This window comes from Micromonospora eburnea (assembly GCF_900090225.1).
Taxonomy (GTDB): Bacteria; Actinomycetota; Actinomycetes; order Mycobacteriales; family Micromonosporaceae; genus Micromonospora; species Micromonospora eburnea.
In genome coordinates this window covers 4,485,168-4,503,506 of record NZ_FMHY01000002.1, presented here as the reverse complement: position 1 = coordinate 4,503,506, position 18,339 = coordinate 4,485,168, and the positions used below count along the sequence as shown (strand labels likewise).

Below are 18,339 nucleotides of genomic sequence, written 5' to 3'. Positions count from 1 at the left end.
CTGCGCCTGCTGACATCGTCGCCTCCGGCGAGCTTAATAGACCGCTGTGAATACCCGTAGGCGGATGAATCCGTTGAAGGCGGCTGGAGTGACAGCGTTCGCTCCAGCCGCCTCCACACCGGAGATGAGCCATCACTGTGCCTGACTCGAAATGCGGCGGAAACGACAGACCGGAATTGCCGAAAGCAACACCTGGCCCGCGCGCCCTTCTCGATCGCAGCCGGGTGGGTGCCGCGCGTACGATCGGCATCGAGGTGGCACGTCGAATTGTCACGGCAAGTCGCCGGCGCAAGGCGATCGCCCGGATGCGACAGCAGACGGCGTTTCCGGAAATCAATCGTTGGGATCCACTATCGCTGGCGCTCGGCGACGCCTCCGTCGCGGTGCTCTGCGCAGCGGTGCGGTCCGTATCGACGGACCAGCGCTGGGACCATGCCGCGCACGCCGCCCTGCGGGCCGGTGCCTCGGCACTGGCTGACGGTCCGCCCCGCCTCGGACTCTACGACGGCGTGGCGGGCTACGGCGCCGCTGTCTGTCTGCTCAGCGGCTCCGCCGACCGCTATCCGACCTTGCGCCAGCAGCTCGATGCGCTGCTGCTGCCCGCGGTCGAACGGTTCGCCACCTCTGCGCCGCCGCGGGCACCCGCCTGGCCGGGCGCCGGCTACGACCTGGTCAACGGCCTCTGCGGGCTCGCCGCGTACCTGCTGCTACGGCAGGACGGCCGGGCATCGGACCCGACCCTTGCCGCCGTGACGAAAACCCTCGCGGACCTGCTCGACGACCTGGAGTCCCACCGGCTGGTACTTCCGGCAGGCGGTTCAGCGGCGGACGTTGACGGATACGTCGACCTGGGGCTCGCGCACGGCCTGCCCGGCGTCGTCGCCCTACTCTCCCTGGTGCTGCGCGGTGGCCCGACCGATCTCCCCGCGGTACGCCGGTCCGTGCGGCGCGGCGCGGAGTGGATCGCCGACCACCTGCGCGAGGGGGCGCACGGCCCTGGCTGGCCCCGCCTGGTCTCGGTGAACGAGTCGGGCTGGACGTCAGCCGACCGTCCGGCTCCGGATGCTGCCGTCGCGGCGGCCCGTCCCGGTTGGTGCTACGGCACCCCGGGAGTCGCTCGGGCGATCTTCCTGGCCGGCCGCGCCCTGGAAGACCAGCGGCTGCAGCGGCTCGCCGTCACCGCTGTCAAGGCTGCCGCGCATCCTCACGCCGTGTCACAGCTGGCGTCGGCCACGATCTGTCACGGCCTGGCCGGCCTGTTGCTCGTGGCCGCTCACTTCGCGTGGGACACCCGGGATCCCGAGCTGCATCAGCTCGTGACCGATCTGTTCGACCAGCTCGTCGCGCGGTACGACCCCGACTCCCTGCTGGGTTTCGTAGATGTCGAGGTGGGTGGTCAGGTCGTCGACAACCCCGGCCTGCTCAACGGCGCTGCGGGAGTGGCGATGTGCCTGCTCGCGTGCGCCGAGCCCGCCGCACCGGCCTGGACGACGCTCTTCCTGCTTGCCTGATCACTGTCGCGCCGGGCGTCGCTGCGGTCGGCGCCTGTCCCCGGTGGTGCCGGGCGCGATGCGCTCGCCGATGTCGACCCATGCCCGCGGTGCGGGTTCGATCCACTGCACGAGGAGGCTGGATGGAAACCGTGACGCGTGCCGGTCAGCTCGCAGATCCGGACGAGACGGCTGCCGACGCCGACGGGTCGACGTTTCCGGAGTTGGAGGATCCCGACTGGATGCGCCATGCCCGCGAGGTCGTACAGACCAGTTTCTGGGCGATGGCCCGCCGACTGCCACGCCTCGTGCGGGAAGCGATCGGTGTGGCGTGGGCGACCAGCCGCCGCAATACGATCGCGTCGATCGGCCTGAACATCACCGCCGGAGTTATGACCACCTTCGGCCTACTCGCCACCACCACGGTTCTGACCGAACTGTTCGCCGCTGGCCCCACCCCCGAACGGATCCGCGCCGCCCTGCCCGCACTCCTGCTCACCGCCTCGGCGATGACAGCGAGAGGCACCCTGACCATCGCCGCTGGTTGGGCCCAGGCCCGACTGGTTCCCCAGGTCAACTACCGGTCGGAACTACGGATGTTCGACGCGACCACCACGGTCGACCTGGCGGCATTCGACGACGCCGGATTCGCCGAAGAAATGGACCGGGTGCGCGACCGCGGCATGCGCGAAGCGGCCTCGATCGTCGACAACACCGTCAACCTCGTCACCGGTGTCGTCGGTGTGCTCGCCACCGCCGCCGCGCTCGCCCTGATCCAGCCGATCCTGCTTGCCTGCCTCCTGCTCGCGACCGTTCCCGAGGCGATCACCGTCGTGCGGGTGGCCCGCCGCCAGTACCTGAACCTGCTGTCCCGCACGACCCGCCGTCGCCGGATGTGGATGCTCGCCACGCTGATGGCCAACCGGCACACCGCCGCCGAGATCCGCGCCCACCAGATGCGCGAATTCCTTCTGGGCGAGTACCGCCGCATCGTGGCCTTCGAGACCAGAGCCGATCTCGATCTGGTCCGCTCACAAACCACCACGCGCGTGCTCGGCGCCTCGGCCTCCGGGCTGGCCAGCGTGGCCGTCTACACAGTGCTCGCAGGTCTGCTGCTGACCGGTTGGGTCGTTCTTGCCGCGGCCGCGGCCGCGCTGCTGGCGTTGCAGGCCGCCCACGCCAGCCTGAAAACCACGGTGGTCGCGACCAGTTCGCTGTACGAGGACGCCCTCTACTACCAGGACTACCGCGACTTTCTTGACCGCGCCAGCCGCCACACTCGGCCCGTCGAAGGGCAGCCCACCGCCGGCTTCGACACCATCGAGCTCGACCGGGTGAGCCTGCGCTACCCGGATTCCGACATCCCGGCGGTGGACGAGGTCAGCCTCACCCTCCGGCGCGGTCAAGTGATCGCCCTGGTCGGCGAGAACGGCAGCGGCAAGACCACTCTCGCCAAGCTCATCGCCGGCCTGTACCGGCCCACCTCGGGCGTCATCCGCTGGGACGGCGTCGACACCAGCGACCTCAACCCGCACAGTCTCGGCTCGCACGTCGCGGTCATGGCGCAGGACTGGTGGAAGTTCCCCTTCACCGCCGGGCAGAACATCCTCATCGGCCGCCATGACCGACCGACACCCGGGGAAGGGCCGAGCATCGAGGACGCAGCCCGGGCCGCCGCCGTGCACGAGATCGTCCTCGGACTGCCACACGGCTATGACACCCTCCTGGACCGGGAGTACAAGGACGGCCACGATCTCTCCGGCGGCCAGTGGCAGCGCCTTGTCGCCGCGCGCAGTATGTATCGCGATGCTGCGCTGCTGGTCTGCGACGAGCCCTCCGCGGCCCTCGATGCCCGGGCTGAGCACGCCGTGTTCCAACACCTGCGCCGCCGGCCCGACAAGTTGATCGTCCTCATCACCCACCGGCTCGCCAACATCCGACATGCTGACCAGATCTTCGTCATGCGCGAGGGCCGTCTCGTCCAGCGGGGCAACCACGACGAGTTGATGGCCGAGGACGGGCTCTATCGTGAGCTGTTCGACCTGCAGGCCGCCGGTTACCTGGCAACCTCCTCGCCGGCTCCCGCCAGCCTGACCTGAGTATTCCGACACCCGCCGGCGTGCACCCCGTACCGTCGGCCGCCATCAACCGGGCCGGCGTGGGGATTCCTCGCCATTCGACATGGTCCACACCGTAACCGCGCCCGCCGGGAAACGGCAGGTCGTATCGGTTACCAGATTCTTAGCGGAAAAATGTTGATCCAGTGATGGCATGTGAGAACGTCTAGGCCAATCGCCGGCACGGCCGCCGACGCGCATAGCGTGTCCGGAGCCACCGAACAGAGGAGATCGCATGAAGACTCTCGTTCCCGCGCCTCCCGATTCGTCGGACCCGTTCGATCTCGACCTCCGTACGCTGCGGGTGGGTGCGACGCAGGCTGTCGACCTTGCCCCCACCAGCCACCTCGAAGATCGAGAATTCCGCGTCATCGGTCAGGCCGACCCGCCCGGCTGGGTATCCATGCGTGATTGTCAGTCATGGTCGTGCGTGGGCTCCACCTGCGGATACACCTGCGGGGGCCGCACCGGACAACCCTGCGCCTGCTGACCTCGTCACTTTCGGCAAGGACGGCCAGGCTGCCGCGGATATCCGTAGGTGGATCGATCCGTATGCCCGGCCGTCGAGCGCCCGCTCAAGGTCGGCAACGCCATGCCTGCGCGATCCGGTCTTCGCGAGGTACGCATGCCCGGCCGCGACAATCGCACGCTCTCCGGCGATGATCACCTGTTGTGGTGCGAGCGGTTGATCCGGTGTGAGCCCGGCAGCTCCGTCGCCGGGCGGCGCGACGCCGACCGAGCAGTCGCCGCCGACAGTGATCACCCGGTCGTCGATACCGCTGGGAGCCTTTCGCATCAGCCGCGTCTCCTTACATTGGACGCGGCTGAATCTGAGGCTACGAGGAGGGCCGGTGATACGCATCCACTTCACCGCCGATGACCTGGCTCGAGTCCGTCTGCTGACGGGATGGGGCCCGCTCGGCGAGACGTGCTTCAGCCTTGCGCGATCGTTCGGACGCAACCGGCGGCAGGTGCTCACGCCACGGTCGCCGCAGGGCCATCGGTCGACGGTCGCCCTGGCGCACCCCTACGCTCCACTGCTCGGGAGCGGCGCACTCGACCTACTGACCCTCACCGGCCCCACCGACTCCATCGAGGAAGGGCTGGCCGCCTTACTCGAGGTGCGACCGCAGCACCTCCGGGCGGAGATCACCGCCGCAGCGACCACCGCCGGATGGCCCCAGGCGCGGCTGCGTCGGCTGATGGGTGAGGTCGATCCGGCCGGCAATCGCGACGACCGGCGGCAGTTGGTGAGGTTCCTGCACGCTCATCACCGGCACGCGGTGGCGCCGCACTGGTCCCGGATCCACGCCCGGGTGAAGGCCGAGCACTCCGCCCTCACCCGGGTGCTCAGCAAAGACGGCGTGGATGGCCTGCTCACCTGGCTCGCCCCGTTCGCCCGCTGGCGTTCGCCGGTGCTGGAGGTGGAGCACTGCGGGGTTCTCACGGACATTCGGCTCGACGGCCGCGGGCTGCTGCTCGTTCCCTCGGTGCTTCAAGCGGGCCCGGCCGTATGGCTGAACGGCGTGGACGAGCAGGCACCCGTCGTGCTCTTCCTGCCTCTGGCACGAAGCACGGCCGATCTCGCGGCCGTCCTCAGCGAGCCGTCGGCAGCGCCCAGACTCGGGGCCCTCGTCAACCTGCTCGGACGCACCAGGGCGCACGTGTTGGACACCATCGGTGACGGTCCCTGCACCACCCGGGAACTCGCCCATCGGCTCGCCGTCTCTTCCGCCAGCGCCAGCGAGCATGCGACCGTGTTGCGCGACGCGGGTTTGATCGCCACCACACGCCAGGGCCGTGCGGTACAGCACCGTCTGACTCTGCTGGGGGAGCGCCTGCTGCGCGGTGCCGACGAGCAGAATCGCGAGGTGCGTGCAGGGCCGAGGTGATGGCGGCGTTGTTTGTGCCGCGACCGCAGCCGCTTCCGCATGTGGCGATCTCGCTTACTGGGGGAGTGGCGGGCGCGAGAAGGCTGGCGGGCATAAGGTCGGCTCGGCACGAGTACCCTCGCGAGATCAGGACGGGGCAGGACATGGGCCAAGGCTCCCGCGACGAGGTGCTCGGCCGGCTGGCTGAGGCAGTCGGGTCCGTCACAGTCGCACACCCGACGCGGGTTGCCATCGACGGGCCGCCCGCCACGGGCAAGACCACGCTCGCCGACGAGCTGGCCGTCGTCTTGCGCACACAGGGCCGCACCGTCATCCGCGCGACGATCGACGATTTCCTCTTCCCCCGGGCACAGCGCTACCCGCGCGGCGAGTACTCGGCCGAAGGCTGCTACTTCGACACCCACGACTACGAGGCGCTGAACCGGGTTCTGCTCGATCCGCTCGGCCCGGGCGGAGATCGGCGCTTCCAACACGCGGTCTACGACCGCACAGCGGATACCGCCCTGTCCCCGCCGGTCACGACTGCCCCCACCGACGCCGTGCTGCTCTTCGACGGCGTCTTCCTCATGCGCCCGGAACTGGTTGACCGGTGGGATCTGCGCATCTTCGTGTCGACTGCGCTCGAGAAGACCGTGGATCGCGCCGTGATCCGAGAGCGCCGGGTGCCGTCCCGGGCCGAAGTCGAACGGCGCTGGCGCGAGCGTTACATCCCCTCCCAACAGTTCTACTTCGCCACGGTCCGCCCGACCGATCGCGTCGACATCATCGTGCACAACGACGAGCCCCAGCAGCCGGTCTGGGAGACCCGAAAACACTGACCGCACTCAATTCGGCGCTCGTGTCGGCGGGGGAGTACCCGCAGGGATGGTGGCTCCGGACGGGTGCCGCGCACGGGTGGCGGCAGACCAGGATGTCGGCGGTGGTCGGCGGTGACGACAAGGCCCAACGTCGTTCGGCACAGGTAGGGCTGGGATGATCGTGGGCATGCGGTTGGAGGCGCGGTGACGGCTACGTCGGGTCGTGAAGTGGTGCCGGTACACGGTTCGTTGGCGGTCTATCCCGGTACGTTCGATCCGTTCACCCCGGGGCACCGCGACGTGGTGGCCCGTGCCCGGGTGATATTCGACCAGGTCATCGTGTTGCTGGCGGTGAACGCCGACAAGCGCCCAACCGCCGAGGCCGCGACCAGGGCCGTACGCGTGCGCGACGCCATGCCGGCAGCCTGGGGCAACGTCGAGGTGGACACCTGGACCGGCCTGACCACCGCCTACTGCCTGCGTCGCGGTGCCACGGTCATCGTCCGCGGCCTACGCACGGCCGCGGACCTTCGCCAGGAGTACCAGCTCGCCGCGATGAACGAACAACTCGGCATTCAGACCGTCTGGTTGCCGTCCCGTCCGCAGCTGGCCGCCACTTCGTCCACGGTCGCGCGCGCATACCGCTCGGCACAGTCGGCCCCGTCCCAGAACGCCGAACAGTGACCCCCAGGGGTACCGGAACGGTGGCAACGCCCCGAGGTGGGATGCACCCCGCCGACGGCCTGTCCGCACACCCTGCGTCGAACGCCGGCGCACTACGCTTGGGGCCGGCCTGCCCAACGCGCGGCGCCGGTACCGCGCGTCACTGAACCCAGGGATGGCCGTACCGTTCGAGTCGGGCCAGGCTCCGGGGAGCTCGCTCATGGTGGGCGGGCTCCCAAAATGTCCCAGCCGACCGCAACCATTGAACTGCTACCACGCGGGTCGTGGCAGTGCGTACCACCCGGATCGCTGTTGCCGGTAGCGGTGGGCCACGAGGGCTCGGACACCGTGGGCGTGGCTGATCATTGAGCGGGTGATGAACCCTGCCGCGCTGCCGGCCGACTCCGACGCTTTTCGTCGGCCGTTCCGCCGCTGTTTGCAGACAGGAAGGCGACCAGCGGCGCGACGTCATCGATTTCGCCGCGACGGTTACCCGCGCCACCCAGCTCATCGGGCGGCCACCGCATGTGACCTGTGATTGAGGGTTCCGACGTAGGTAAGCGGGCGATGAGTCGGAGAGTCTCAACCGAGAGTTCAAGGATACGATTCATGAACATGGCACCGAGCGCGCGCACCGTATCCGGAGACTTCGACCTGACGATGGACGAGCTGCGCGTCGTGGCGCGTTACGTGGTCCGGCATGCCGAGGACGTCTCGTCGGTCTTCGAGCGGGCCGTTCCCGATGATCCGCGCCCCCGTGCGGCGATCGACGCGGCCTGGGCGTTCATCAACGGCGCCAACAGGACGAAACTGCAGCGCGTTACTTCCCTCGATGCTCATCGAGCCGCCCGCGCTGCACCCTCCGAGGCTGCGAGACTGGCCGCGCGATGCGCCGGTGACGCCGCATCGGCCGCATACCTGCACCCCATTGCCAAGGCGAGCCAGGTCGGCCACATCCTGCGAGCCGCCGCAAGCGCTGCGCGCATTGGCGAGATCGAGGCGGGCGGTGACCCCGCGATCGCGGATGCCCTGCTGGAACGGTCGCGGCAGCGTGCGACACCGGTGCTCATCGACGTGCTCAGCCGCTACCCGCTCGCGCCGGGCGGCAGCACTCGTGTCGCCCAGCTGATGAGCACGCTGGACCGTTTCCTGCGGCAGGCGGCTGACCGGCCGCCAGGGCACACCGCGCTGGGCCGCGCCGACCCGCGTAGGAGGGAGTGCCAGTCATGATCCTCCCGAAGGTCCGGGACCCCCGCTTCGTGACGATCCGCCGTGGGGGAACTCTCACTGATGCCGATCACCGTCTCCTCGCTCTATGGGCCGCCTCGTGTGCGGAGCACGTACTCGGCCTCTTCGAGTCGGCGCAGCCTGGGGACCTACGACCACGTCACGCGATCGAGCATGCCCGGGCCTGGGTCCGTGGCGAGGTCACGATGATGCAGGCCCGCGCGGCGGGTGGCCATGCGATGGGGGCGGCCAGAGACCTGCGTGGTGCAGCACGGCATGCCGCGTACGCCGCCGGCCAGGCCGGGGCCGTCGCCCACGTCGCCGCACACGAACTCGGCGCCGCCGCCTATGCGATCAAGGCCGCACGTGCGGCAGCACCGGCAGGTCTGAGCGAGGCCGCAGGGCGACTCGAGTGCCAGTGGCAGCGCGATCAGCTCCCGGAGGCGATCCGTGAGCTCGTACTTGACGACCAGAGGCGGCGCAACGACATCTGCTGGTCGGTGTTTCACTGTTGACGCCAAGCCGTGCAGAGCCCTCACTGTCCGTCCAGTGGCAGTGTTCGTCGCCCTGACGCCGGGCGATCTTCGTGCACTCGGCGGAATACAGATGGGATGCCCACCCCGCGATCCGGTCACCCTCCGTGACGAGCGTTCGTGGCAGAAGCGTGTACCCGCCCATAAGCGCGGACTCAAAAAGCGGCCGGAAAGTCAGGAACGAATGGTCTGCGAGCGGTTCGGCTGAAGCCGCGTATACCGGGCGTTCGAGGGGGGGCGACGTGGCGTCGTCAAGGTGGAATGCCGGAGCCGTTACTCGTATCCCATGGCCGGGATCACCTTGCCGAGTGCTTCTTCGATGAGTTCGCGGGTTTCGTCGTCGAATTGATCGTTACGGTTCGTCAGTCGGTGCGACTGAAACGTTGAAGGGGTGGCGAAGTCGTTGACGCCGAGCCGTTCGAACAGGGCGCGGCGCTGCCCGGGCCAGTCGGCTGCGAGATCTTCTGCCTTCACCTCGATGTATCGCCTGCCCGTCAGGTCGACCGCGTTCTTCCAGGTGAGCCACCGGTGGTAGACCGGCTTGAGGTAGGCGAGCGCGCCGTCGACGGTGGGCGGCGCCCATGGCTGGGCCAGGTGGGATGCGAGCACCGAGACCGGGTGACGCTTGATGTGCACGATGGTCGCTTCGGGGACCAGTTCCCAGAGGAACTCCATGTACAGCAGGTTGAACGGTGTCTTCTCGCACCAGGTCGGCTTGCCCGCGTCGGCGGCTGCTCCGCCGAACATGGTGTCGATCAGGCCCCGCAAGATTCCGAGCAGTTCGCCCCGGTCGCTGAAGTGCCTGGGAAGTACCCGCCGGCGGCTCACCGGCTCGAAGGGCCCGGCAGGCCGGTCTGCGTTCCCAAAGCCTTCCGCGGGCGCAGGTTCGTCGTACGTGTACGCGATCAACTGCGGCCAGAGCTGTTGCACCGCGTCCCGGTAGCGCCGCTCGCCGACCAGCTCGGGAACGGTTTTGCCGCGATCGTCGCGCCGGCCGGGCACTCGTACGGTGAGGAAATCGCTCAGCCGGTGCAGGGCGTCCTCACCGACGGCGGGGTCGTATCGCTCGGTGAGCGCGTCGGCCAGGTCCCGCAGGCCACCCGGGTCGATGAGAAACCGGGTCTCCATGGGAATCCGATGGATCAGCGGATGTTCGCCGATGATGTCGGCGATCCGTGACGTTCCCGAACGACCCGTACCCGCAACGAAGATCGGTTGGGGGAAAGGCATGGAGAGCAGTCAAGCTTCCAACCCGGCGCCTGTGCAAGCCATTTATCCCCTTCACTCGCCGATCCGGGCCGGACCCGTACCCGGCGCCCCGGAGTGCGTGCCGGACGGCCACTTCCAACAAGCGGGCACGCGTTATCGAAGCATTCCAACGCGCCGCACCCTCGCCCACTGATGCACTGATCTTGGTAGGACCCGGTTCACCCTGGGGGAGAGCCAGCTCTTCGCGGCGCTGTTCGTCACCGACGACAAGCGCGAGGGGACGGCCGCCTTCGTGGAGGGGCGCGAGCCGGATTCACCGGCCGGTGGGCCGGACCGAGCGCAGCCGGTTCGGCCGGCGCAGCCGGTGGTGGTGCAGGCACCACCCCGAAGACGCGTTCTGGCCCCATCGATCATGCGTCTGCCCGTCCGTAGCGTCGAGTTGACGCGAAGGGAGCGGAAGTGTTCGAGCGATGGGGGACGGCGGTGGTCCGCCACCCGGTCCGGGTGATTCTCGCCTGGCTGGTGGCGGTCATCGCCTTGGGCGGCGCGAGTTTCGCCGTCCTGGGCGTGGACGGACCGGCCGCGGTCATGGGCAGCAACGAGGCCGATTTCCTGCCCGACAGCTACGAGTCGGCCAAGGCGGCGAAGGTCGCCGAGCGGGCGTTCCCGACGCCGGACGACGCGGGCGCCACCGCCGTACTGGTTCTGTCCCGGGCTGACGATGCGGCCCTGAGCGTCACCGACCAGGCGAAGGTGGGGGAGCTGGTGGCCGCGTTGGACGCGGCCCGGATCGCTGGTGTCCGTACGGTCAGCACCTCGGCCCAGGCGCTCTCACCGAACGGCAAGGTGCAGTTGGCGCGGGTGGCGTTCACCAAATCGGCCAGCCATGAAACCACCCTGGCCGCGGTCGGCGATCTGCGATCGAAGACCCAGGACCTGGTCCGGGGCACCGGGCTGCGGGCCGGCTACACCGGAGAGGCCGCCGCGGCCAAGGACAGCGAGATCCTCGACATCCTGGTCAGTGTCGGCATGGTCGTCATGATCGTGATCCTGCTGGTCGTCATCTTCCGTAGCCCGTGGATCGCGCTACTCAACGTGCTGATCATCGCGCTGGTCGGGCAGGGCGTGGTGGCACTGCTCGCGCTGGTCGCCAAGGCGGCCGGGATGCAGCTCGACGCCTCGGTCACCGGCCTGCTGCCGGTCGTGCTCTTCGGCGTCGGCACCGACTACGTGGTCTTCCTGCTGTTCCGGTACCGGGAGCGGCTGCGCCTCGGCGAGGACCGGCGTACCGCCATGGTCTCCGCGCTCGGCCGGGTCGGCGAGGCCATCGCCGTCTCCGCCCTCGCCGTCGCGGTCTCCTTCGGCGCGCTGCTGCTGTCCGGGTTCGGCTCGTTCCGGATCCTCGGCCCGGCGCTCGCGGTGGCCGTACTCGTGATGGTGTTCGCCGGACTGACCCTGATCCCGGCGGTGTTCGCGCTGCTCGGACACCGGGCGTTCTGGCCGTCGAAGAAGTGGCGGCACGAGCCGCACGCCGGGCTGGCAGCCCGGACCGGCGCACTGGTGGCCCGCCGGCCGGCCCTCGTCGCGCTGGCCTCGATCGCGGCCCTGACGGCGCTCGGGGCCGGGGCGCTCGGCTACCAGGCCAGCTACGACCTGGGATCGCTGCCCAGCGGTACGGAATCGGCCCGCGCACTGGACCAGTTGCGGTCCGGGTTCCCGGCGGGCACCCTGAGCCCGACCTCGATCTACCTGAGCGGGCCGGGTCTGACCGAGGCGACCGCGACGGCGTATGCGCAGAAGCTCACCGAGGTGCCGATCGTCGGTGGCGTCGGCGGGGTCCGGGTCAACGGCGACGTCGCCCAGGTCGACCTGCTGCTGTCGGCCGATCCGCTCAGCGAGAAGGCGATGGACGAGGTCGAGCGCGACCTGCGGCCGGCCGCGCACGCCGCCGCGCCGGCGGGCACCACCGCTTACGTGGGCGGGGAGACCGCCACCTTCGCCGACGTGCGGGACGTGGTCAGCGCGGACATGAAGGTGATCTTCCCGGTGGCCGGCGCGCTGATCGGCCTGGTGCTGCTGCTGATGCTGCGGGGCCTGCTCGCCCCGGTGTACCTGCTCGGTGCGGTGGTCGCCGGTTTCGTCGCCACGCTGGGCGCCTCGGTGCTGGCCTTCCAGGGGCTCGCCGGGGAGCCGGGGCTGGCCTTCACCCTGCCGCTGATCGTCTACATGTTCGTCGCCTCGATCGGCACCGACTACAACATCCTGATCATCGCCCGGATCCGGGAGGAATTGCGGGAGGGCCGCTCCCGGCGGGAGGCGGTAGCGCTCGCGCTGCGCCACGCCGGCCCTCCGGTCGCGGCTGCCGGCGTGATCCTCGCCGCGTCCTTCGCGGCGCTGGTCGTCTCCGCGACGCTGGCCCAGGTCGGCTTTGCCGTGGCGGTCGGGATCCTGCTGTCCACGTTCGTCCTGTCCTGGCTGCTGGTGCCAGCGCTGACCGCGCTGTTCGGCCGGTTCGCGTTCTGGCCGGCACGGGTGCGCCCACAAGCCCGCCCGGCCCCGCCCACCCGCCCGGAGCGTTCGCCCGAACTGGTCTGACTGCCCGGCTCCGGCCGGACTGCCTGCGGGCGCCCCGTGAAGGGGTGCCCGCAGGCGGCGTTCCGGGTGGCCGCAACGATGTGATATCGGCCCTGACCAGCGCAGCCGCCTCGTCGGAGATCCGGTATCGGAGGGAGAATCGCTGGTGATGAAGCAGATGATCAAGCGTGTCCGGCGCGAGCAGGCGCACCTGCTGGCCAGTCTCAGGCTGGCCGCGGTGTGTCTGGTGCTGTTCGCGTCGACCGCGGTCACCCTGGCCGTCACCGGTGGGCTCGGGCTGCCGCCCTACCTTCAGGTGCTGCGCCGTGGCCGGCGGGTCGCGGACTGGCAGCGCGGCCGTGCCGGTGCTGTGCTCGGCGATCCGGTCCCATCGCCATACCGGGCGCTGCCCAAAGGCCTGGCGGAGCGGACCCGGACGGTGCTGACCGATCGGGCGACCTGGCGGGATCTCGGCTGGATGTTCGGCCAGACGACGATCGGCCTGGTGTTCGGCGTCCTCGGTCCGGCGCTGTGGCTGGCCGGGGCGTTCGGCCTGCTCATGCCGGCGGTGCGCGCAGCGCTGCCACCAGAGATCGTGTTCCAGTACAACGGTCTCACCGTCGACGGGCCGGCAGCCGCCTGGGCGGCTGTGCCGATCGGTGTCCTGTGCCTGGCGGCGGGCTATCTGCTACCCCGGTTCCTGATCCGGGCCGAGGCACGGTTCGCCCGGTGGCTGCTCGCGCCGACCGCCGAGGCCAGGCTGTCGGCACGGGTCGAGCAGCTCACCGAGACGCGGGCCGAGGCGATTGACGCCTCCGCCGTCGAGTTGCGCCGCATCGAGCGCGACCTGCATGACGGTGCCCAGGCCCGGCTGGTCGCGCTGAGCATGAACCTGGGCATGGCCGAGGACCTGTTCGACAGCGACCCGGCCACCGCGCGGTCGATGCTCACCGACGCTCGGGCCGGGGCACACACCGCGATGAGTGAACTGCGCGACCTGGTGCGGGGCATCCACCCACCGCTGCTCGCCGACCGCGGCCTGCCCGGTGCGCTCCAAGCGCTCGCGCTGGGCAGTCCGATCCCGGTCGACCTCGATACACGGCTGGCGCGCCGGTTGGCCGCGCCGGTCGAGTCGGCCGCCTACTTCGTAGTGGCCGAGGCGCTGACCAACGCCATCAAGCACAGCGGGGCGGAGCGGATCACGATCCAGGTGGTCGACGACGGGCGCCGGCTGCGACTGTGCGTGCGCGACGACGGGCGGGGCGGCGCCGACCCGGCCGGCGGCACCGGCCTGCGCGGGATCGAGCGGCGGCTGGCGGCCTTCGACGGCACGATCCGGGTCAGCAGCCCGCCCGGCGGGCCCACCGAGCTGATCGCGGAGTTGCCGTGCGGGTCGTGATAGCCGAAGACCTGGTGCTGCTGCGCGACGGGCTGGTCCGGATGCTGACCGCGTACGGCTTCGAGGTGGTCGCCGCCGTCGACGACGGCGCCGGCCTGGCCGAGACGCTGGTGTCGGTGCGGCCGGACGTGGCCGTGGTTGACGTGCGCCTGCCGCCCACCTTCACCGACGAGGGGGTGCGCGCCGTGATCGCCGCCCGCCGGGCCGTGCCGGGGCTGCCGGTGTTGATCCTGTCCCAGTACGTCGAGCAGGTCTACGCCCGGGAACTGCTCTCCGACCGGGCGGGCGGGATCGGCTACCTGCTCAAGGACCGGGTGGGGGAGGTCCGCGAATTCGTCGACGCGGTGCGCCGAGTCGCCGCCGGGGGCACGGTGATGGATCCCGAGGTGGTGGCGCAGCTGCTGAGCGGCGGGCGGCGGGCCCAACTCGCCGGCCTGACCCCGCGCGAGCGGGAGGTGCTCGCCGTCATGGCCGAAGGGCGGTCCAACGCCGCCATCGCCGGCCAGATGGTGATCACCGAGAAGGCGGTGAGCAAGCACATCAACAGCATCTTCGCCAAGCTCGATCTCCCGCCGTCGGAGGACGACCACCGGCGGGTGCTGGCGGTTTTGACGTACCTCGGAGGCAATGATGGCCAGGCGTAGTTCCTGGCGGATTGTTTAGCGTTGCCGGGGCCCTCCGCAGCCAGGCTCGGGTAGCCGCACGGCCTCCCCGGCCGCCGGTCTACCCGAGTCGGGCGTGGCGATAGCCGGAGGACCTACCCGGGACCAGTCATAGGCAGCGGTTATGGATCAGGTCGATCTTGCCGTCTACTGCCGCTGCGGGAGCGCCTTGACGCTAGGTGCATGACCTCGGTGGAGACACACACGCGCCCTGCGAGCCAAATCACGGCAGCGGTGCCCGCAGCTGTCGCAGCAGGTATCGCGTTGCTCATCAGTTCTCTGTTTCCCCTGGTCGGTCCCTTGCTCATCGCGCTGGCACTTGGAGCGATAGCGGCAAACACGGCGATCTCGGGGCTGCCGGTGATGAAGGGGCACGCCAAGACAACGAAGCTGCTTCTCCGCCTCGGCGTCGTCTTGTTGGGACTGAAGCTGCCCGTGCAGGAGATCTTGGATATTGGGCCGGGTGGTCTCGCCGTTGTGGTGCTGACGGTCACGGTCACCTACTTCTCGACGATCATCGTTGGTGACCGCCTGGGACTGGACAAGGGATTCGTGACTCTCCTGGCAGCCGGCTTCTCGATCTGTGGTGCTGCCGCGATCGCTGCCGTGGATGACACTGTCCGGGCCAAGCAGCGGTTCGTGGCGCTCGCGGTGGCCATGGTGACGGTGTTCGGCAGCGCGATGATCCTGCTGGTGCCGTGGCTGGCGGGCGTCCTCGGTCTGACCGCCGAGCAGGCGGCGTTCTGGGCTGGGGCGAGCATCCACGAGGTCGCCCAGGTGGTCGCAGCGGCGTCGATCATCGGGCCGAGCGCCCTGGCGGTTGGGACGACCGCGAAACTCGGGCGAGTGGTACTGCTTGCTCCGATGTACGCCGTCGCGTCACGTCGCGGTGACCGCGCCGCCGGCCAGAGGGCGCCGCTCGTTCCGTGGTTCGTGATCGGGTTCGCCGTCGCGGTGGCGGTGCGTTCGCTGGATCTGCTGTCCACAGGAGCTCTGTCGTGGTCGAACGGGGCGACGACGTTTCTGCTGGCTGCCGGGATGTTCGGTCTCGGTATGGGGATCCGGGTCAAGGAGATCTGGCCTCTGCCGCTGAACGCCTTCCTTCTGGCTTGCGCTTCTACCCTGGTCGCGGCCGGAACCTCGCTGGCGCTGATCGTCGGAGTCATGTGATCGCGCCCCCTCATCCGGAAGCGTTCACGAACGGCTCGGCCTCACCGATTCCAGCCGTCGGCTGCCGATTGCGGCCGACCCGACTGTTGTATGCATCATGTATCCTACCGCGGTGAAAAGATTCAGCCAGGCGGTGCGGGTGGCGTACGCGGAGCATCGCCGGTCCCGGCGCCTCAGGGTCGTCCTCGCCGCGTTCGTCGTCTTTCTCGGTGTGGTGGTGGCCGCTCAGCTCACACCCGGCCGAAGCCCTGCCACCGCGCCGTCGACAGGTGAGGGCGCGAACGGCACGAGGAACGCCGGCGATTTCGCGCTGGTGCGTCGCGATCCGAACGACTCGATGGCTGTCGGCGACGTGGACGCGCCGGTGGTCCTGGTCCAGTGGACCGACATGCGGTGCCCGTACTGCGCGGTGTTCAACCGGGAGACGCTGCCCCCGCTGCTGCGGGAGTACGTGCAGACGGGCAAGGCTCGTATCGAGGTTCGTGACGTGGCCTATTTCGGAGAGCAGTCCACGGATGGTGCCGTCGCCGCACGGGCCGCCGGCAACCAGGGCAAGTTCTTCGCCTACCTCAGCGCGGTGTACGCGGATGTCCCCGCGGGCGTACACCCTGATCTGCCCCGTGAGCGATTGATCGCCTACGCGCGCAAGGCCGGTGTGCCCGACATCGAACGGTTCACCGCGGACCTGACCGACGCCGAACTGCACGCAGCGGTGCGGGACAGCCACGCCACGGCCGAACAGTTGGGTGTCACCAGCGTCCCCTTCTTCGTGGTTGGCGACAGCGCGCTGGCCGGAGCGCAGCCGATCGAGGTGTTCCGCAAGTTCCTGGACGACGCGATCGCGAAGGCGCGGTAGCCCGTGGAACTGGGAGTGCTCGGCGCGTTTCTCGGGGGTGTGTTGACCCTGCTCAGCCCCTGCTCCGTGATGCTGCTGCCGGCATTCTTCTCCTATGCGTTCGCCAGTCCTGCCACGCTGGTCAGCCGCACCGGCGTGTTCTACCTGGGGTTGATCACCACCCTCGTGCCCCTGGGAGTGCTTGCCGGCACAGTGGGCGCGTTCGTCAACCAGCACCGTGGCATGTTCGTTACCGTCGCGGCAACCGTGGTGATCGTGCTCGGGCTGATCATGCTGGCCAACATCCCGATTCCGGTCCTTTCCCGTAACGGGATGGAGGGAACATCGTCAGCATCCGTCTACGCCCTCGGCACGGTCTACGGCCTCGCCGGCGTCTGCGCTGGCCCTCTGCTGGGCGCGGTGCTGACCATCGCCGCCGTCGGCGGCAACGCCTTCTACGGCGGCATCGTCCTGCTCGTCTTCGCCGCCGGCATGGCTCTTCCGCTGCTCGTCCTGGCCCTGTTGTGGGGACGGCTGCCGTTCGTACGCCAGCTCGTCCGCCCGCGCGGAATCAGCGTGGGGCGGTGGCGCCAGACCTGGGCCGGGATCATCAGCGGTACGCTCACCGTCACGATCGGAATCCTGCTCCTGGCCACCGACGGCACCACGTCGCTGGGCGGCGTCCTCGCCGCCTCCGATCAGGCCAGACTCGAAAACTGGGTACGGCAGAAAACTGAATCCGTACCCGACCTGCTCGTAGCCGCGATCGTGATCGGCGGTGCCGTCGCCGCACGCATCCTCATCGGCATCTGGCGGAAGGGCCACGCCGCCGCTGCGCCGCAACACCAGGCCGGAGCCGGCGAACCGCCCCGCCCGTGACATGCGCACGCCATCATTGAGGAGTGGGATCAAGCGCATCGCCAGCGGCGAATGCGCCGCCAGATTTCTCCGGCAACTGCGGCCGTCCACCGAGATCGCGTCTCCCACTGCTGTTGGGGGCAGCCGTCGGCACACACGCGCTGGATGCATACTTGTTGTATGGGTGGCCGCGTCCGGCGGTGGCGTAACGGTTGAGGGGAGGGTCATTGGCGAACACCGCGAGTGCAGCCGAACGCGCCTACCAAGCGATTCGCGATGGCATTCTCAACGGCGTCTACCCGACGGGGACGATGCTCGGCGAGGAGGTCCTGGCCACCGAGATCGGTGTTAGCCGCACCCCGGTACGGACCGCGCTCGCTCGATTGCAGGACGAGGGTTGGATCGTCATCTACCCCAAGCGTGGCGCGCTCGTTCAGGGACTCAGCGAGCGGGCGGTGGCAGACCTGGCGGACGCCCGCCTGATCCTGGAGTCCACCGCGGCCAGCCGGGCCAGTGCCGAGGCCAGGGAGATGCTCGCCGAGCGCCTGTGCCGGTTGATCGCGGCACAGCGTGCGGCGTTCAAGGCCGATGACGTCCGGCGTTTCATCGAGTTGACGATCGAGTTCCATCGTATTTTCGTGGAAGCGGCGGGCAACGACGTCCTGCTTGAGCTCAACGACCGGCTAGCCGACCGGCAGCGATTCCTGCTGTTCAGCTACGGCGACCGGCTCCTCGCCCGGTGCGCCGACATCATCGTCGAGCATGAGACCCTCGCCGAGCGCCTGCGCACCGGTGATGGCGCTGGGTTCGCTGATGCTCTGCGAAAGCATCTGGTCGACACCTACGGCACCCAGATCGGCGAGCTCCCCCGTAGTTTCCGGTCGACGGCGCCGACGGCCGGCGGCAGGTAAGC

At 69.3% G+C, this 18,339-nt stretch carries 16 protein-coding genes and 1 pseudogene; 16 read left to right on the top strand and 1 reads right to left on the bottom strand.

Annotation, left to right across the window (positions count from 1 at the left end):
* Positions 1–305 precede the first annotated feature (305 nt).
* From GA0070604_RS19880 to GA0070604_RS19850, 8 genes are all read left to right on the top strand, one after another.
* Positions 306–1,511: a lanthionine synthetase C family protein gene (locus GA0070604_RS19880; protein ID WP_091120489.1), complete on the top strand. Its 1,206-nt coding sequence runs from the start codon at positions 306–308 to the stop codon at positions 1,509–1,511.
* A 122-nt stretch (positions 1,512–1,633) separates the two neighbouring features.
* Entirely contained in the window at positions 1,634–3,589 is a 1,956-nt protein-coding gene (locus tag GA0070604_RS19875) for an ABC transporter ATP-binding protein (RefSeq protein ID WP_091120487.1), read from the top strand.
* A gap of 253 nt (positions 3,590–3,842) precedes the next feature.
* On the top strand, positions 3,843–4,097 hold the full coding sequence (locus tag GA0070604_RS31975) for a hypothetical protein (RefSeq protein WP_141721350.1): 255 nt from the start codon (positions 3,843–3,845) through the stop codon (positions 4,095–4,097).
* 205 nt (positions 4,098–4,302) lie between these two features.
* A complete protein-coding gene (locus GA0070604_RS19870; protein WP_141721349.1) occupies positions 4,303–5,499 on the top strand; it encodes a winged helix-turn-helix domain-containing protein in 1,197 nt (398 codons plus the stop codon).
* Positions 5,500–5,642: 143 nt separating this feature from the next.
* Positions 5,643–6,317, top strand: a complete 675-nt coding sequence (locus GA0070604_RS19865; RefSeq protein ID WP_091120480.1) for a cytidylate kinase family protein — start codon at positions 5,643–5,645, stop codon at positions 6,315–6,317.
* Between the two features lie 207 nt (positions 6,318–6,524).
* On the top strand, positions 6,525–6,980 hold the full coding sequence (coaD, locus tag GA0070604_RS19860) for a pantetheine-phosphate adenylyltransferase (protein ID WP_091120477.1): 456 nt from the start codon (positions 6,525–6,527) through the stop codon (positions 6,978–6,980).
* A 588-nt stretch (positions 6,981–7,568) separates the two neighbouring features.
* Entirely contained in the window at positions 7,569–8,189 is a 621-nt protein-coding gene (locus tag GA0070604_RS19855; RefSeq protein ID WP_244162012.1) for a putative immunity protein, read from the top strand.
* Positions 8,186–8,701 carry a putative immunity protein gene (locus GA0070604_RS19850; protein WP_091120474.1) on the top strand — a complete coding sequence of 172 codons (516 nt, stop codon included), beginning with the start codon at positions 8,186–8,188 and terminating at the stop codon, positions 8,699–8,701. Before GA0070604_RS19855 ends, GA0070604_RS19850 begins: the two co-directional genes overlap by 4 nt.
* Before the next feature lie 291 nt (positions 8,702–8,992).
* On the opposite strand, the gene GA0070604_RS19845 is transcribed toward GA0070604_RS19850, so the two are convergent.
* Positions 8,993–9,949, bottom strand: coding sequence for a sulfotransferase family protein (locus GA0070604_RS19845; protein ID WP_091120470.1), 957 nt, complete (start codon positions 9,947–9,949; stop codon positions 8,993–8,995).
* A gap of 205 nt (positions 9,950–10,154) precedes the next feature.
* Between GA0070604_RS19845 and GA0070604_RS31970 the strand changes: the two are divergent.
* The 8 genes and pseudogenes from GA0070604_RS31970 to GA0070604_RS19810 all read left to right on the top strand — a co-directional run.
* A pseudogene (locus GA0070604_RS31970) lies at positions 10,155–10,241 on the top strand (enoyl-CoA hydratase/isomerase family protein); the annotation flags it as partial.
* A 146-nt stretch (positions 10,242–10,387) separates the two neighbouring features.
* Positions 10,388–12,523 carry an MMPL family transporter gene (locus tag GA0070604_RS19840; protein WP_091120466.1) on the top strand — a complete coding sequence of 712 codons (2,136 nt, stop codon included), beginning with the start codon at positions 10,388–10,390 and terminating at the stop codon, positions 12,521–12,523.
* Between the two features lie 148 nt (positions 12,524–12,671).
* On the top strand, positions 12,672–13,901 hold the full coding sequence (locus GA0070604_RS19835; RefSeq protein WP_208602126.1) for a sensor histidine kinase: 1,230 nt from the start codon (positions 12,672–12,674) through the stop codon (positions 13,899–13,901).
* The gene (locus GA0070604_RS19830) at positions 13,889–14,545 is read left to right on the top strand and encodes a LuxR C-terminal-related transcriptional regulator (protein ID WP_091120463.1); all 657 of its coding nucleotides are present in this window, start codon (positions 13,889–13,891) and stop codon (positions 14,543–14,545) included. Before GA0070604_RS19835 ends, GA0070604_RS19830 begins: the two co-directional genes overlap by 13 nt.
* Positions 14,546–14,746: 201 nt before the next feature.
* Positions 14,747–15,733, top strand: a complete 987-nt coding sequence (locus tag GA0070604_RS19825) for a YeiH family protein (protein WP_091120459.1) — start codon at positions 14,747–14,749, stop codon at positions 15,731–15,733.
* A gap of 112 nt (positions 15,734–15,845) precedes the next feature.
* Positions 15,846–16,589 (top strand): DsbA family protein, encoded by a 744-nt coding sequence (locus tag GA0070604_RS19820; protein WP_208602125.1) that lies wholly within the window; start codon positions 15,846–15,848, stop codon positions 16,587–16,589.
* A 3-nt stretch (positions 16,590–16,592) separates the two neighbouring features.
* Positions 16,593–17,447: a cytochrome c biogenesis CcdA family protein gene (locus GA0070604_RS19815; protein WP_091120452.1), complete on the top strand. Its 855-nt coding sequence runs from the start codon at positions 16,593–16,595 to the stop codon at positions 17,445–17,447.
* A 206-nt stretch (positions 17,448–17,653) separates the two neighbouring features.
* A complete protein-coding gene (locus GA0070604_RS19810) occupies positions 17,654–18,337 on the top strand; it encodes a GntR family transcriptional regulator (protein ID WP_091120449.1) in 684 nt (227 codons plus the stop codon).
* Positions 18,338–18,339: the final 2 nt, after the last annotated feature.

Coding starts and splice junctions, on each gene's coding strand:
- GA0070604_RS19880 (WP_091120489.1), top strand. CDS start 306: ATGCGACAGCAGACGGCGTTTCCGGAAATCAATCGTTGGGATCCACTA.
- GA0070604_RS19865 (WP_091120480.1), top strand. CDS start 5,643: ATGGGCCAAGGCTCCCGCGACGAGGTGCTCGGCCGGCTGGCTGAGGCA.
- GA0070604_RS31975 (WP_141721350.1), top strand. CDS start 3,843: ATGAAGACTCTCGTTCCCGCGCCTCCCGATTCGTCGGACCCGTTCGAT.
- GA0070604_RS19850 (WP_091120474.1), top strand. CDS start 8,186: ATGATCCTCCCGAAGGTCCGGGACCCCCGCTTCGTGACGATCCGCCGT.
- GA0070604_RS19835 (WP_208602126.1), top strand. CDS start 12,672: ATGAAGCAGATGATCAAGCGTGTCCGGCGCGAGCAGGCGCACCTGCTG.
- GA0070604_RS19825 (WP_091120459.1), top strand. CDS start 14,747: ATGACCTCGGTGGAGACACACACGCGCCCTGCGAGCCAAATCACGGCA.
- GA0070604_RS19845 (WP_091120470.1), bottom strand. CDS start 9,949: ATGCCTTTCCCCCAACCGATCTTCGTTGCGGGTACGGGTCGTTCGGGA.
- GA0070604_RS19875 (WP_091120487.1), top strand. CDS start 1,634: ATGGAAACCGTGACGCGTGCCGGTCAGCTCGCAGATCCGGACGAGACG.
- GA0070604_RS19855 (WP_244162012.1), top strand. CDS start 7,569: ATGAACATGGCACCGAGCGCGCGCACCGTATCCGGAGACTTCGACCTG.